Genomic DNA, 15,867 nt, shown 5'->3' with positions numbered 1-15,867 from the left:
GTTTTTTTATGCCTATTCAAAAGGAACAAATAACTAATCAATCTGATTGTGTAGAGGTGTCCATAGCAAGCGAAGCACACTTAAAAGAGGTCGATTCATCACATTGTCGTTTCTAATTAGAAAACAAAGGCGATGTATGGGTTTATTTCACCTTGGCTAATTGTTTATTAAACGAAGTCAGCTTTTTATTGATCACAAAGCTGTTACACTTCGTAACAATTAAAACGATTCTTATTTAGGTGAAATTTTGACAATTGGCAAATTACATACATGGACTTTAATTGCCTGTATTAGTTGTGTTTCCGTCGCTGAGGCGGCTAATGTAGTTGTAGAATCAGTGTCTGTTGAAAAGTCTAAACAACAGATAAAAGCAGTAGGTAATGCTGAAGCAATTCACTCAGTCACTCTTTACCCAGCCGTTGGGGACAGAGTCACTGCTGTTTACTTTAAACCAGGCGATAACGTTGCCAAAGGTGACTTATTATTAGAGCTTGATTCACGTAGACAAAAAGCAGCGTTGATCGAAGCAGAAATTACCTTGAAAGATGCTGAGCGCACCATGAAAAGGCTTGAAGAAAGCCACGCTCGTGGTGCGGTACCGCAAAGTGATTTAGATGATGCGAAAACGCTTTATGAGCTTGCAAAAGTCCAGTTAATGCAAGCCAAAACAGAGCGTGAAGACCGCGAAGTTCGTGCTCCTTTTAGTGGTATTATGGGTTTAACTGACGTCGAAGTAGGCGATAGGATCACAACCCAAACAGTCATTGCCACTATCGATGATATTTCTGAGCTTTATATCAATTTTAATGCCCCAGAAGCCGCTATCTCAGTGCTTAAACAAAAATCTTCGGTCGAAGTAGTGCCTTGGTTAGGCGATAAAGCTTACACGGCTAAGGTGGCAGAGCTTGATTCGCGTATCAATGCGCAAACCCGCACACTCAGAACAAAAGCCAAACTTGACAATAATGCTCAGCAATTTATGCCGGGTATGAGCTTTCGTGTGCACATAAATATTCTAGGTGAAGAGCTTGCTGTAGTACCCGAAGCAGCCATGATGTGGGGGGCAGCAGGCCCTTACGTATGGAAGAGTGTCGATAAAAAAGCCACACGCGTTGATGTTAAAATTGAGCAGCGCTTAGCAGGGCGTTTACTAGTCTCTGGTGGCTTAAACGAAGGTGACTTATTGGTGACAGAAGGCGTTCAGCGCCTAAGACCTAATCAAGAGCTTAATTTCATCAATGAAGTGCAGCTAGCCAAGGAGTAATGATGAAACAGCAACCTATGATGGAAGACTTGCCATCAATGGCGATACGTCGCCCTGTTTTAATTGTGGTACTTAACTTACTCATTATTATTGCCGGTATCGCTGCAATAGCAGGGGTTGAAGTACGTGAGCTTCCTGATGTTGATAGACCACGTATTACTGTATCAGCGTCTTTTCCGGGTGGTTCACCGGAGACTGTAGATACCGAAGTAACTAGTAAGCTCGAAGGGGCGGTTGCGAGGGTAAGTGGTGTAAAGTCGATTCGTGCGCAAAGTGAAGAAAACAATGCTCGTATCGTGGTTGAGTTTCGCCCCGGTGTTAATCTAGATGATGCTGCAAACGAAACACGCGAATCGGTAGCCCGTGTGCAGCGAGAATTACCCGAAGAAGTTGAACGGGTATCAATTATTAAAGCCGATAATGATGCCGAAGCGGTTGTATCGTTAACGGTATCAAGTGATAGCTTATCCCTTGAGGCGTTGACAGAGCGTGTTGATGTTGACTTAGCCCCGCAGTTTTTAACCATTCCAGGGGTTGCCGATGTTCGTTTAAATGGCGACCGTGAACGGGTTCTTAGAGTGCGCATCGACCCACTTAAGCTAAGCAGCTTTAACCTTACCGTACCAGATATTGCCAACGTACTTCGTCAGGCTCCCTTTGATGTGCCGGCGGGTAGTTTAAAATCAAGCGACCAACAGGTAATCGTTCGTGCTGATGCAACGTCAATCTCTGCAGAACAAGTATCCGATATCATTGTACGAGACGATACCCGTATTGGCGATGTTGCGGCTGTTTACTTTGGGCCAGCTGATCCGCGTTCATTCGTAAGGCTTAATGGCACACCTGTGATTGGCATGGAAATTATTCGTCAGGCGCAATCTAATACCATTGAAATTTCGGATGAAGTGCTAACTTTAATCGAGCGTATGCGAGTGCGTTTTCCTGAAATGGAATTTACTTTAACCTCTGACGATGCGCAGTTTATCAGAAGCTCAGTTGATGAAGTTATTAACTCTCTGTTACTAACCGTGCTACTAGTGGTGATCACACTGTGGGTGTTTATTGGCTCATGGCGCGCAACGCTGGTTCCTGCATTTGCGATACCTGTTGCATTAATTGGCTCTTTAGCACTTATTTGGGCGCTTGGTTTCTCGATTAATATTCTTACCTTGCTTGCACTAGTATTAGCTACTGGCCTAATAGTAGATGATGCCATTGTGGTAAGTGAAAACATTCAACGTCAACGGGGCTTAGGTCTTGGTCGTCGTGCAGCTGCAGTGGTTGGTACCCGTGAAGTTTTCTTTGCTGTTGTGGCAACAACCGCCGTATTAGCTACGGTGTTTGTGCCTATTGCCTTTTTACCATCAACAGCTGGGCGACTATTTAGAGAGTTTGGTGGTGTATTAGCTGGCGCTGTGATCATTTCAAGTTTTGTAGCGCTGTCTTTGGTACCTGCGCTGACATCAAAATTGAAATTAAAGCAGGGCGGTTTTCATCCATTTGCGAAAGTTGGCCATGTTTTAGCTGCTGTTTATAAGCGTACAATACATGGTGTACTTGAACATGCATGGCTTACCTTTTTTGCGTGTTTGTTGGTCGCTACAGGCTCTGGGGCACTGTATTTCAATTTAGATAACGAGCTATTACCAACAGAAGATCGCGGTAAAATTCGTATTTTTGCCCGTGGCCCTGATGGTGTTGGCTTGAACTTTATGGACAGGCAAGCGGTGCAAATGGAAGATATCTTACTGCCGTATGTTGAAAGTGGTGATATTGAGTCTATTTACACTGTGGTTGGGCAATGGGATCCAAATATTGTATTTATTACTGTGCCGCTAAAACATTGGGACGAACGTCATTTTAGTCAGCAAGAAATTATCAATAAAATACGTGAGCCCTTAGGGAATATTCCTGGTGCGGCTGGTTACCCTGGTGGTTCAAATAGCTTGAACTTGCGTGGTCAAGGCGGTGGTATTGAGCTTGCCTTATTGGGCCAAGACTACCTCGAGATATTTAAAGCTGCGCAAGACTTCTCTGCTGAAATAGAAAAAGCAGTGCCAGAAGTGGCCCCTGTACGTATTTCATATCAGCCGTCACAGCCACAATTACGGGTTAATATTGATAGACGTCGTGCTGAAGAGCTAGGCGTATCGCTCAGTGATATATCAGTAACGTTACGTGCTGCAATCAATGGTGATGATATTGCCGATTTAAACATTGGTGACCAATCAATCCCGATTATGTTGCAAGCACAAAACCAAACCATCACAAACCCGAGCGATTTAGCTAACTTGTATGTTGGTGGCCGTAATGGTCAATTAGTGCCATTGAGTAGTGTGGCAACGATTACTGAAGAAGGTGTTGCCGCTGAGCTTGAGCGCCACGCGCAGCGCCGTGCTATTGAACTGAGTATGGAAATGCCAGAGGGCGTAACTATTGCTGAGCTGGTAACAAAAATCCGTGATATTTCAGAGCAATCTTTGCCTGCGGGTATCAGCTTGGCGTTTAAAGGTGAGGCATTAACCTTTGAAGAAACCGCCAATGAAGTATTGGTGACCTATGTTCTGGCCTTTTTAATTGTTCTTCTGGTATTGGCAGCGCAATTTGAAAGTGTGAATAGTGCAATCGTTGTTATGATCACTGTACCATTTGGTATTACATCAGCAATTTTAGCGTTATATCTAACAGGTACATCATTAAACATTTACTCGCAAATTGGTTTAGTGATGCTGATTGGTCTAATTGCTAAAAATGCCATCTTGCTGGTGGAGTTTGCCGACCAATTACGTGACCAAGGCCGCTCGGTTAGAGTTGCGGTAGAAGAGGCCGCATTGGTTCGTCTTCGCCCAATCGCGATGACACTGGTTTCAACTTTATTGGGTGCATTACCTCTTATTTTATCTACCGGCGCAGGGGCTGAAGCTCGTAACGCCATTGGTTGGGTAGTATTTGGCGGTTTAGCACTGGCGGTGTTATTTACCCTCTATTTAACGCCTGTTATTTACCTTGGTTTAGCTCGCTTTACTAAACCAAGAGGTGATGAGTCGAAACTTCTGGCTGAAGAGTTAGAAAAGGCTTAATCCAACTTAATTGGCTATTTTTTCTTTGAAAAAATAGCCAATTACCCTCACAATTAAATCAAATGTTTAAAACTAGGTACGCGTATGCAAGCCGAACACGTCGATATCGCCCAATTTCTTTCTGATCACGCTCCCTTTGATGATCTTCCTGAAGAGGCGGTAAATAAACTCGCATCACAAGTCGAAATCGCTTATTTTCGCGCAGGCACTGAAATACTAAATTATGGCGAGGATATCGCTGATTTATTTGTTATTCGAACAGGTGCTGTAGAGATATATCGTCGTGATGGTGATTTATACAACCGTTTAACTATCGGCGGCATTTTTGGGCAAATGGGCCTTCTGATGAACCGCAAAGTACGCTTTCCGGCAAAGGCACTCGAAGACACCTTAGTTTATTGCATTAATGATGAGTTGTTTAATCGATACTGCGACGAATACGAAACATTTGCTGACTTTTTTGAAGCCGATGGTAATGTGCGCCTTCATCAGGCAATTGTTGAACAGGCAGACAGCAACGATTTAACAACCGCCAAGGTCAAGTCGCTTCTTCATCGTGATGTTGTCACTGTGGCAAAAGATGCCTCTGTGCAAATGGTTGCGCAATTAATGACGCAAGAGTCGGTATCGTCTGTGCTGGTTACTGATGCCGATAAACCAATCAGTGATGATCCTGATGATGACGACGGCCAAGTTGTTGGCATAATTACCGACCGTGACTTACGTACCAGTGTAATTGCTGAAGGGTTAAGTTACGAAGCGCCAGCCGCGCAAATAATGCAAAAAGACTTAGTATTGCTTGATAGTAACGCCTATGTGTTTGAAGCTGTACTGGCCATGCTCAGAGATAACATTCACCACCTGCCAGTGGTTGTTAAGAAAAAGCCGATTGGCGTTATTTCGTTATCGGATATTTTACGCTACGAGTCACAAAGTAGTTTATTGTTAGTACGCGGCATTTTAGCGCAGCAATCGGTTGAAGATTTAGCTCACTATGCAAGGCAATTACCTAATGTCTTTGTACGCATGGTGAACGAAGATGCTAACTCTCACATGATTGGTACCGCAATGGCTGTAATAGGGCGTACCTTCAAACAGCGCTTACTTGATTTAGCTGAAGAAAAGTTTGGCCCGCCACCGGTTCCTTATTGCTTCATCGCTTTAGGTTCAATGGCGCGTGATGAGCAATTAATTGTGACCGACCAAGATAACGCTATTATCCTTGATAATAGTTTTAACGAGGAATTACATGACGAGTATTTTCAGAATTTGGCTGATTTTGTTTGTGATGGTTTAGCTGAATGTGGCTATAAGTACTGTGAAGGTGAAATTATGGCGTCATTTAAAAAGTGGCGCTTAACACGCGAGCAGTGGAAAGAGCAATTTGCAGGTTGGATGGCCGAACCTAAACCGCAGGCTTTATTACATAGCTCGATCTTTTTTGATTTAGACGGTGTTTACGGTAAAAACAAATGGGCCGATGAGCTCAAACGCTTTATCGCAACAGAAGGGCGTAAGAATAAACGTTTCTTGGCAAACCTTGCTGCGAATGCGCGTAACAGAACGCCGCCTTTAGGTTTCTTTAAAGATTTTGTGTTAGAGCATAATGGCCAACACAAGCGCTCTATGAACTTAAAACGCCGCGGTACTGCACCTTTATCTGACGTAATACGCGTGCATGCATTAGCGATAGGCAGTCGTAAACAAAATTCATTCGAGCGTTTAGAAGATATTATCGAAGCTAAACTACTCCCTGAAGGCAAAGCACAAGATTTACGAGACGCCTTAGAATACATTGCCATGATCAGAATAAGACACCAAGCGTGGCAAATAGAAAAGCTTGATGAAGCGCCAGATAATGACTTAGAGCCTCATTTACTTTCTCCTTTTGAGCAGCGCAATCTTAAAGAGGCGTTTGCCATTTTAGATAAAGCGCAGAATTTCCTAAAATTCAGATACTCTGCTAACTCAGGGATGAAGTAATGGCAAAACAAGGCGCAAAACTTGATTGGCCGACTCGGTATCAACAGTTATTAGCACAGAGCAAACAGCCACTAATCAAAGCGTTTTATGAATCAGCTATTTGTGATTTAAACACCCCAATTAGTGATATTCCCTTAGTAGCACTTGATTTTGAAACAACCGGTCTAAATTATCAAAGTGATGATATAGTCAGTGTTGGTTTAATCCCATTCAATACTAAGCGTATTTTTTGTAAAGATAGCCAACATTGGATTGTTCAACCAAGGCGCAAGCTTGCTGAAGAATCGATTGTTATTCATGGTATAACTCACTCAGAAGTGAGCGATGCACCTGATTTTTCAACGATTATGGAGCCTTTGTTAGCAGCATTAAAAGGCAAAATTATTGTGGTTCATTTTGCGCCTATTGAACGGCACTTTTTATATCAAGCTTTGCAAGCCCGTTTAGGTGAAGGGCTTGAATTTGCCGTTATAGACACGCTTGATCTGGAAACGCGAGCACTTAAAGCAAAGCAGGGGTTACTCGGGCGATTGTTTAATTCTAAGATTGATTCTGTGCGCTTAGCAGACTCTCGCATTCGTTATTCGTTACCAGCGTATCAAAACCACAATGCGCTCAATGATGCTACAGCCACCGCAGAGCTTCTACAAGCTCAAATAGCTTATCATTATCGCCCAGATACTCCGCTCAGTGAATTACTCATATAGCGTCCGTAGCAACGAATTTTGCTGGGTAATTTAAATTAATTGAGCAAAGCTTATAAATAAAAAAGCCGCAAAAATGCGGCGTTTTTTTATTATTTAAACTTTAGTGCTTAGCTTCTTGGCTCTGTTCTCAAACCAAGAATTAAACTCACGCACATTAATAACAATACAAAGGTAAACGGTAAGCCCGTAGATACGGCGCCGGCTTGTAATGCTTCGATAGCTTGTGTGCCACCAATCCAAACAAGTGCAGCTGCAATAGCACCCTCGATTGTTGCCCAAAAGATACGTTGTGGTACTGGCGCGTCAACTTTACCACCAGCAGTGATTGAGTCGATTACTAATGAACCTGAGTCAGATGACGTAATAAAGAACACCAGTACCAGCACAATTGCAATGAATGAAAGCACTTGTGACATTGGCAGGGCTTCAAACATTTGGAACATAGCTAGTGGTACATCAGTTAAGCCTTTTTCACCTAGTACACCCACTTTATCAATCACTTGTTCAATAGCAATACCACCATAAATTGACATCCAGAAGATAGTCACAACAGTAGGAACTAGTAATACAGCAATTAAGAACTCACGAATTGTACGGCCTTCAGATACGCGCGCAATGAACATACCTACAAACGGTGACCATGAAATCCACCAAGCCCAATAGAATACAGTCCAGCCATGCATCCATGTTTCATCTTCACGACTATGAGGATTACTCAGTGGAATAATATTTTCAACATAACCCATTACTGTATTAGGAAGGTTGCCAAATGCTGCAGAAAACCCAACAAGTGCAACAAATACGAGTAATACAAAAGCGATAAGCATGTTTACGTTACTAAGCAGTTTTACACCGCCGTCAATACCGCGAACAACAGAAATAACAGCTAGTAAAGTCACACCAATAATAACGCCTATTTCTAAGCCAATTCCGCTATCAGTACCAAATACATGGTTAATACCTGCTGCAGCTTGTTGCGCGCCTAAACCAAGAGACGTTGCAAGGCCAAATAGAGTGGCAAGTACAGCGAGAATATCAATAAGGTGGCCAGGCCAGCCCCATGCTTTGTCACCTAAAATAGGGTAAAAAATTGAACGAATTGATAACGGCAAACCTTTGTTATAGCAAAAAAACGCGAGTGAAAGCGAAACAACGGCGTAAATTGCCCAAGGGTGTAAACCCCAATGGAACATAGTTGCACCCATTGCCAGTTTGGCAGCTTCTGGGGTGTTTGCTTCAACACCAAGTGGTGTTTCATACCAGCCTGTAAAATAGGCAACAGGTTCTGCTACGCCCCAGAACATTAGGCCTATACCCATACCTGCAGCAAATAACATTGCAAGCCAAGAAATACGTGAATGAGTTGGACGTGCTTCTTTACCACCAAGGCGGATATTACCGTATGGTGAAACAATTAACGCTAAGCAAAACAATACGAATAAGTTTGCTGACCACATAAAAAAGCCATCAAAGTTATTAATAATGTCGTTCTTAATACCATTCAGGGTTGTTTTCGCTGTTTCAGCATCTGAAATAAGTGTTGCCACTAAGAATAGGGCAATTAAACCAGCACTAATGCCAAATACAGGGTTATGCACATCAAAACCCCATTTTTGTACATTGTCCTGACCGACGGTGTAGTCGGTATTGTCGATACTGTACTTATCATGATGTTCGCTCATGAATACCTCTTGTTGTGATTATATTTAGCAGAAAGCTAAACGGCCGGATGGCACAAGCTTGGCTATTACTATTTTTACGTATCAAACCCAAAAATAGTTTGTAGACTAATTAAATTTGTACCAAAGTTTAGTCTTTAGTGTAGGAGTTCGAAAAAAAATGTAAATGGTTTTGTCCCTAAACAGCCGAATAAATGCAGTTTTTTACGTTTTTTGTTGGAATTGTGAACAAATTGGGCCGGGAATGGAATAATTTGATGACAGTATTATTTCAAAGCAAATTATTTCAATTGAGATGAAAGTGCTGCAAACACAGGGCTTGCAGCACAAAGTTACTACTTTTTGTAAGCGTCGTTATGAACGCCAGCAGCACGACCTGAAGGGTCAGCATTGTTTTGGAATGATGCATCCCAAGCTAGTGCTTCAGGAGTTGAACAAGCAACTGATTTGCCATGCGGAACACATTTCGCGGCGGCATCACCAGGGAAGTGCTCTTCGAAAATACTACGATAGAAATACGCTTCTTTAGAATCAGGCGTATTGATCGGGTATTTGTATTTAGCATTAGCAAGGTCTTGATCGCTAACTTGTTCGTTCACATACTCTTTTAAAGTATCAATCCAGTTATAGCCTACGCCATCAGAGAACTGCTCTTTTTGACGCCAAAGTACTTCGTCTGGCAGGTAGCCGTCGAACGCTTCACGAATAATGTGCTTTTCGATTTTACCGTCTTTACACATCTTCGCTTCTGGGTTGATACGCATTGCTACGTCTACAAATTCTTTATCTAAGAATGGCACACGCGCTTCAACGCCCCATGCTGCCATTGATTTATTCGCACGCAAGCAATCGAACATATGCAGTTTAGAGACTTTACGGTTAAGCTCTTCGTGGAACTCTTGCGCATTTGGTGCTTTGTGGAAATAAAGGTAACCACCAAATAGCTCATCAGCACCTTCGCCCGATAACACCATTTTAATACCCATGGCTTTAATTTGGCGCGCCATTAAGTACATCGGTGTTGAGGCACGAATAGTTGTTACATCGTAGGTTTCGATGTGATAAATCACTTCACGAAGGGCATCAATACCTTCTTGAATAGTAAAGTGAATAGGGTGGTGAACCGTACCAATCATATCAGCTACTTTTTGTGCAGCTGCTAAATCTGGCGACCCTTCAAGACCCACAGAGAAAGAGTGCAGTTTTGGCCACCATGCATCAGACTCGTCATTATCTTCGATACGTTTTGCAGCAAAGCGTTGTGTGATAGCTGAAATTACAGATGAATCTAAACCGCCAGATAATAGAACGCCATATGGTACATCACACATTAATTGACGTTTAACAGCAGCCTCTAGGCCTTCTTTAACATCGCTTGATTTAGCTTCGTTGTCTTTTACTGCGTCATAGCTTTGCCAATCGCGGCTGTAATACTTACGAAGTTGACCATCTTTGCTCCACAAGAAATGACCAGGAGGGAACTCTTCAATATGTTTACAAATTGGCGATAATGCTTTTAATTCAGAGGCAACATAAAAGTTACCATGTTCATCATGACCTGTATAAAGTGGAATAATACCGATATGGTCACGACCAATTAAGTAGGCATCTTGCTCTTCGTCGTATAAACAAAACGCAAAAATACCATTTAAATCGTCTAAAAACTCAGGGCCTTTTTGCTTATATAAAGCCAAAATAACTTCACAGTCAGACTGAGTTTGAAAAGTAAAATCAGTTTCTAAGCTAGCAGCTAGCTCTTTGTGGTTATAAATTTCACCGTTAACAGCAAGGATATTTGTACGCTCAGGGTTGTACAAAGGCTGTGCACCACTCGATACGCCAACAATCGCTAGACGTTCGTGCACTAAAATAGCTTTATCTGATGAATACACGCCAGACCAATCTGGCCCGCGGTGCCTTAATAGTTTTGACATCTCAATTGCTTGGCTACGCAATTGAGCGGGATCAGATTTAATATCTAATACCCCAAAAATTGAACACATAGTGACTCCTCATTCCAAATATGTGCGCAGTTAACAGAATTTATATAACTGCGAATGTTTGTTTTAACAGAAATAATTACCTAAGTCACACAGGTTTTTTTAATTAATTGAGAATAAAATATGCACCTGCGGTTACCTCTTTGCACCAGTATGGGGTAGATGGTTAAAGGGTGAGCAGTTTAAATGCTTGATTTGTGCAAATTGGATGATAATGAGTCTGGAATAAAGGCTTTTGTTACTAAATTATCTGCACAGCATTGGTGCAAAGGAATGCGTAGGGTTTTTACCTTTTTAAATGTATAGACAAGCCATGAAGGTAACGCGAGCAAAGACTTTCTTTGCTCGCATTTTAAACATCAATAAATTAACGCTATTTATTAATATAGTTTAGTGCTATCGCAAGTTGATTTAAGTGCGCAGTGAGTTTTTCTTGTGCTGCATGGGCTTCTTTAAGTGTAACAAACTTAAAGTGAAGGAAGTCGCCGGGTTTTAATTGTGCAAAGTGACGAAGATCCGCTTCGATCACGGTGCCGAGCAATGGATAACCCCCAGTTGTTTGCGCATCGTTTAATAGCACTATGGGTTCACCATTTGGTGGAAGCTGAATACAGCCAGGAGCGACAGCCATAGAGGGTAATGAAACATCATGGCTGATATCACACTCATCACTTAATAGTCTTGTGCCCATGCGGTTACTATTAGGCGATACATGCCAAGAATGATTTATAAAGTTAACGATGGTGTCTTTTGGTAACAGTGCTGCATGTGGTGCGGCATGAATACGAATTTGTGTACTTTTAGGTGGTAGCATGGCGCCTAAGCCAACTTTGGTATTGTACCTTGGCGTTATATCAAAACTATCGCCAGCCTGTAGTGCTTGACCGGTTAAGCCACCAAAACCCGCTAATATATCTGTTGAGTAAGAATCTAAAATGGGCTCAGGTAAATGCCACTCGCCACCAATAGCAAGGTAGCTTCTAAAACCATGACGTGCAGCATTAAACTTTAAAACATCGCCTTTTTTTATGTAAAAGCTCCAGCCAGGATCAACAGGGTTGCCATTCACTGTGGCTTTCATATCAGTGCCGTGCAGAGCAATGTAGTAATCGTTATCGAACTGAATTTCGGCAAGACCCAAAGTGGTCTCAATAACGGGGTTGTTGTCGTCGTTGCCAACTAAACGGTTTGTAATAACTTGAGCGTAAGGGTCTATACACCCTGATTGACCAATGCCTAAATGGCGAGAGCCTGTGCGGCCTTGATCTTGTATAGACATTTGCATGCCAGGTTTGATGATAGTGATCATTTTAACACCTCCTGAATAACAAACTCTAAAGTATCACCGGGTTCAATAGCACAGGGCGAGGCTGCATTAATATCAAATAGCCGAAAATCTGTATGACCTATAATTTGCCAGCCACCAGGGGAGCTTTCAGGGTAAATACCGGTTTGATCGCCGCCGATAGCAACTGAACCTTTTGGAACAGAGAGCCTTGGTTCAGCATGACGAGGTGTGTAAAGTTGTGGATTTAAACCATCTAAATAAGCAAAACCGGGCTTAAAGCCTAAAAAAAGTACGTGGTATTTGGCACTACTGTGCATTTGAGCAACATCATCAACAGACAGATTATGATGTTTAGCAACATGCGCTATATCAGGCCCATATTCACCACCATAACGAGTAGCAAGTTTATGATGACGTGAGTTAAAGTCAGTGGCTTTAAGTTCGTGCCATTGTTCTAGTAATCGTGGCAGCCAACCAGCAAGTTGAGCGGGCTCTTTTAGGTAAAGCGTTAAATTATTATTGGCAGGGACTACATCAACAAAGTCATCACTGCTTTGGCAATATTGGGCTAATGCCCATATTTTCTTTTGCGTAGTGAGTGTGTCGCTTGCTGTTTCATAGGCATCAAAAAAGATGCTATGCGTAGTGAGCGCCATAATCTTAGGTGTACTATTGGTCGTCGTCATTGCGTATCAATCTTATTATCCCTTAATGCTTATTAGCATATAGGCTGTTTGTTGATGATGTAAATGTGTCTTTAGTGTTAATTAGAAAAACTCAAGACAATCAAGTGGCTATAATAGCTTATAACCACTTGATAAAGTGCAATGCCTAATTACTGTGCGTTATTTAATAACCAATTAGACAGTAATCGTACGCCATAGCCTGTACCGCCTTCAGCTAGTTCATCTTTTGCTTTAGAATTTAGCGCGTTTCCAGCAATATCAATGTGAACCCAACGTGTGTCACCGGCAAAGTTTTGTAAGAAACTCGCTGCTGTTGTAGCACCTGGGCCATGTGAACCGATGTTTTTAAGATCAGCTATGTCTGACTTTAACGCATCTTCATAACCTAGAGGTAAACGCCATAGGTTCTCGTTTACTTGCTTACCAGCAACAGTTAGTTGCTCTACAAGGGTGTCGTCATCAGAAAACACAGCCGCATAGTCATTACCTACAGCACGAATTTTAGACCCGGTTAGTGTCGCAACATCAACCATAATACTTGGCTTGTACTTGTCGCGGGCATACCACATTGCATCACTTAATACTAAACGGCCTTCAGCATCTGTATTTACAATCTCAACGCTTAAACCTTCAGCGGTTCTTACAACATCACCTGGCGCTACGGCAAATTGCGATACCATATTAGCTGCCATGCCCATTACAGCAACTACGTTTGTGTCGGCTTTAGCCAGTGCCATCGCTTTAACAGTACCTAGTACAGCTGCTGCACCTGCCATGTCTGATTTCATGCGGGCGATTGAAGCGCCTGTTTTAAGGCTGTAACCACCAGAATCAAAAGTAATACCTTTACCCACTAATGCGATAGGGGTGTTTTTATTACCTTGATAATGTGCAACCACTAAACGTGCACCTTCTTCGCTACCACGGCCAACAGCCTCAAGTGCACCCATGCCCAGCTTTTTAAGTTGCTTAGGCTCTAAAACAGTAATTTTAACACCTAACTTTTTAAGCTCTTTTGCCGCTTTAGCAAAATCAACCGGCGTCATTTCTGTTGCAACTTCAGAGGTTAAGTCACGTGCTAAAAATACACCTTGTTCAATGCTTTGTAGTAGTTTATGGGTTTTGACCGCTTGGTCTAAATTCTCAACATCTAATGTGTAGTTAACAACATGGCTGTCTTGTTCTTTTTTGTATTGCTCAAAACGGTGGTCACGTAAATTTGCGCCATGTGCAAATTCTGCTGCATATTTAGCATTGATTGCGCTGTCTTTTAGCTCTGAAAAATCAAGGCTAACATTTTCTTGTTTAGCCGACTGCAATTTAGCGTGAACGTTACCACCTAGTTTTGCCATTTTTGCTGCATCTAGTTTTGGCTGCTCTCCTAAGCCAACAAGTAAGATGCGTTGATGGTCGCTACCGTTTGGTGCGATAACTTCTAACGTTTTGCCATAGCCTGCTTTAAAGTCACTAAATTCAATTACTTTATTTAGGTGAGTTTGGGTTTCTGGCTTTAAATAATTAAAGTTAGCAACTTGGCTATCTGTATCTAAAAATAAAACTAGGGTGTTGTCGTTCGGTTTAATTGATTTTGCAAAAGTGAACTCTGCGGCATTCACTTGCGTAGCAAGTGTTAATCCTAATGCAATTGCAGATAAGCTGTGTGCAATTTTCATTTTTTAATATCCCAATGTTAAAAAGCTGTGTTTTACCGTAAATAAGGTTAAGAGTTAAATTGTTAGCGGTGAATCGCTGTTTGCATGCGTTTAAGTTGAAATTATTAATACTTATGCTCGGTCTGTCTTAAATACAGGCTTTTAAGAGGAAATTAGTATGACAATTAAGTCGATGTTACTGACACTATTCACTTGCAGTGCCATTTTTACCACCAGCCCAATTGAAGCTGAAACAATGCCAGATAACGCGACAGGGCATATTGAAACCATTGTGCTTGGTTCAGGTTGCTTTTGGGGAGCAGAAAAACGATACGAAGCACTGGATGGCGTGTTAGATGCTGTATCAGGTTATGCCGATGGGCATGGATTTAAAGCGACCTACAAGAACATAACACGTAGCTCTCGACGCTTTGATAAAAACAATTATGCAGAAGTTGTTAAAGTCAAATACAACAGTAACGAGTTAACAACTCAATCGCTTTTAAAGCATTATTTTGAAAATCATGATCCAACCCAGCTAAATCGTCAAGGTAATGATATTGGTACTCAATACCGCTCAACGATTTTGGTAAGTAATAATGAACAACTTGAAGTTGCGAATAAACTTAAAGATGAATACCAAAGCAAATTAACCGCAGCAGGCTACGGCAAGATTGTGACTGTGATAAAGCCGCTTGATGCGTTTTATGCTGCTGAGGATTATCACCAAGATTATTTAAAGAAAAACCCCAATGGCTATTGCCCTGATCATTCAACGGGCGTTGTATTCACACCAGTAGAAAAACAACAGGTTGATAACACAGCCTTATTGGCCGGTAAGCAAATTGTAGTGATAGATGCTAAAGGTTATTGCCCATACTGTGAAAAGTTTAAAAAAGAGGTCGCTAATGAGTACATGGGTTCGATACCAATGACATTCCGTCATGCTGATCAACTTGATGGCTTAACGATTAAAACGCCGACTTGGGCAACACCCACGTTATTATTTATAGAAAATGGCGAAGAGGTTTATGGTCGCCAAGGCTATGTTAGCAAAGGTGAGTTTTACAAAGCCTTAGGCGCATTTAAACTAGGTGACAGTGAAGCCTTTAGAGTGGCGTTTCATGCCAGAACAGACAGCCCATTTTGTAAGCAATACGATATCTTTAAAAATACACCCGACGGTATTTTTATTGATAAGCTAAGTGGAGCGCCGCTTTTTGATACCCGAGATAGATTTAACTCAGGCACTGGCTGGCTTTCATTTACACATCCAGTTAAAGACAGTGTAACTATGCATGAAGACAACAGTTATGGCATGCAGCGTATTGAGCTTAAATCAAAAAGCTCTGGTATTCATTTAGGTCATTTGTTCCCTGGTGAAGGGCCAAGAGGTAAAGACAGGTACTGCATTAATGCAACAGTGCTTGATTTTGTGCCAAGAGATGAAACTTAAGAAGTTAGAACTTATTTATAGCCAGCTTTCAGAGCTGGCTTTTATATTAAAAGCTACCTCATACAATTCTTT

Annotated in this window: 10 protein-coding genes; 5 read left to right on the top strand and 5 right to left on the bottom strand. The window is 41.8% G+C overall.

Annotation, left to right across the window (positions count from 1 at the left end):
• Window positions 1–253 precede the first annotated feature (253 nt).
• The 4 genes from JIG37_RS14255 (at window position 254) to JIG37_RS14240 (ending at window position 7,034) form a co-directional block, all read left to right on the top strand.
• Window positions 254–1,264 (top strand): efflux RND transporter periplasmic adaptor subunit, encoded by a 1,011-nt coding sequence (locus JIG37_RS14255; protein ID WP_348535084.1) that lies wholly within the window; start codon window positions 254–256, stop codon window positions 1,262–1,264.
• Between the two features lie 2 nt (window positions 1,265–1,266).
• Window positions 1,267–4,344: an efflux RND transporter permease subunit gene (locus JIG37_RS14250; protein WP_199529657.1), complete on the top strand. Its 3,078-nt coding sequence runs from the start codon at window positions 1,267–1,269 to the stop codon at window positions 4,342–4,344.
• An 84-nt stretch (window positions 4,345–4,428) separates the two neighbouring features.
• Window positions 4,429–6,327 (top strand): DUF294 nucleotidyltransferase-like domain-containing protein, encoded by a 1,899-nt coding sequence (locus JIG37_RS14245; RefSeq protein ID WP_199529656.1) that lies wholly within the window; start codon window positions 4,429–4,431, stop codon window positions 6,325–6,327.
• On the top strand, window positions 6,327–7,034 hold the full coding sequence (locus JIG37_RS14240; RefSeq protein WP_199529655.1) for a 3'-5' exonuclease: 708 nt from the start codon (window positions 6,327–6,329) through the stop codon (window positions 7,032–7,034). Before JIG37_RS14245 ends, JIG37_RS14240 begins: the two co-directional genes overlap by 1 nt.
• A 107-nt stretch (window positions 7,035–7,141) precedes the next feature.
• Here JIG37_RS14240 and JIG37_RS14235 read toward each other — a convergent pair whose 3' ends face one another.
• The 5 genes from JIG37_RS14235 to JIG37_RS14215 form a co-directional block, all read right to left on the bottom strand.
• Window positions 7,142–8,716, bottom strand: a complete 1,575-nt coding sequence (locus tag JIG37_RS14235) for a BCCT family transporter (RefSeq protein WP_199529654.1) — start codon at window positions 8,714–8,716, stop codon at window positions 7,142–7,144.
• A gap of 332 nt (window positions 8,717–9,048) precedes the next feature.
• Window positions 9,049–10,716 (bottom strand): asparagine synthase B, encoded by a 1,668-nt coding sequence (gene asnB, locus JIG37_RS14230; RefSeq protein WP_199529653.1) that lies wholly within the window; start codon window positions 10,714–10,716, stop codon window positions 9,049–9,051.
• A gap of 370 nt (window positions 10,717–11,086) precedes the next feature.
• Window positions 11,087–12,022: a biotin-dependent carboxyltransferase family protein gene (locus JIG37_RS14225; RefSeq protein WP_199529652.1), complete on the bottom strand. Its 936-nt coding sequence runs from the start codon at window positions 12,020–12,022 to the stop codon at window positions 11,087–11,089.
• Window positions 12,019–12,687 (bottom strand): 5-oxoprolinase subunit PxpB, encoded by a 669-nt coding sequence (pxpB, locus tag JIG37_RS14220; RefSeq protein WP_058585065.1) that lies wholly within the window; start codon window positions 12,685–12,687, stop codon window positions 12,019–12,021. The genes JIG37_RS14225 and pxpB overlap by 4 nt, the downstream gene beginning before the upstream one ends.
• Window positions 12,688–12,836: 149 nt before the next feature.
• Window positions 12,837–14,360, bottom strand: coding sequence for a leucyl aminopeptidase (locus tag JIG37_RS14215; RefSeq protein WP_199529651.1), 1,524 nt, complete (start codon window positions 14,358–14,360; stop codon window positions 12,837–12,839).
• A gap of 157 nt (window positions 14,361–14,517) precedes the next feature.
• Between JIG37_RS14215 and msrA the strand changes: the two genes are divergently transcribed.
• On the top strand, window positions 14,518–15,795 hold the full coding sequence (gene msrA / locus JIG37_RS14210; RefSeq protein ID WP_199529650.1) for a peptide-methionine (S)-S-oxide reductase MsrA: 1,278 nt from the start codon (window positions 14,518–14,520) through the stop codon (window positions 15,793–15,795).
• Window positions 15,796–15,867 lie beyond the last annotated feature (72 nt).

This window comes from Pseudoalteromonas sp. bablab_jr010 (genome assembly GCF_016464105.1).
Classification (GTDB): domain Bacteria; phylum Pseudomonadota; class Gammaproteobacteria; order Enterobacterales; family Alteromonadaceae; genus Pseudoalteromonas; species Pseudoalteromonas simplex.
The sequence above is the reverse complement of the archived record's forward strand: the minus strand, read 5'-3'. Positions and strand labels throughout refer to the sequence as shown.

Coding starts and splice junctions, on each gene's coding strand:
- JIG37_RS14250 (WP_199529657.1), top strand. CDS start 1,267: ATGAAACAGCAACCTATGATGGAAGACTTGCCATCAATGGCGATACGT.
- JIG37_RS14245 (WP_199529656.1), top strand. CDS start 4,429: ATGCAAGCCGAACACGTCGATATCGCCCAATTTCTTTCTGATCACGCT.
- JIG37_RS14240 (WP_199529655.1), top strand. CDS start 6,327: ATGGCAAAACAAGGCGCAAAACTTGATTGGCCGACTCGGTATCAACAG.
- JIG37_RS14235 (WP_199529654.1), bottom strand. CDS start 8,716: ATGAGCGAACATCATGATAAGTACAGTATCGACAATACCGACTACACC.
- asnB (WP_199529653.1), bottom strand. CDS start 10,716: ATGTGTTCAATTTTTGGGGTATTAGATATTAAATCTGATCCCGCTCAA.
- JIG37_RS14225 (WP_199529652.1), bottom strand. CDS start 12,022: ATGATCACTATCATCAAACCTGGCATGCAAATGTCTATACAAGATCAA.
- pxpB (WP_058585065.1), bottom strand. CDS start 12,687: ATGACGACGACCAATAGTACACCTAAGATTATGGCGCTCACTACGCAT.
- JIG37_RS14215 (WP_199529651.1), bottom strand. CDS start 14,360: ATGAAAATTGCACACAGCTTATCTGCAATTGCATTAGGATTAACACTT.
- msrA (WP_199529650.1), top strand. CDS start 14,518: ATGACAATTAAGTCGATGTTACTGACACTATTCACTTGCAGTGCCATT.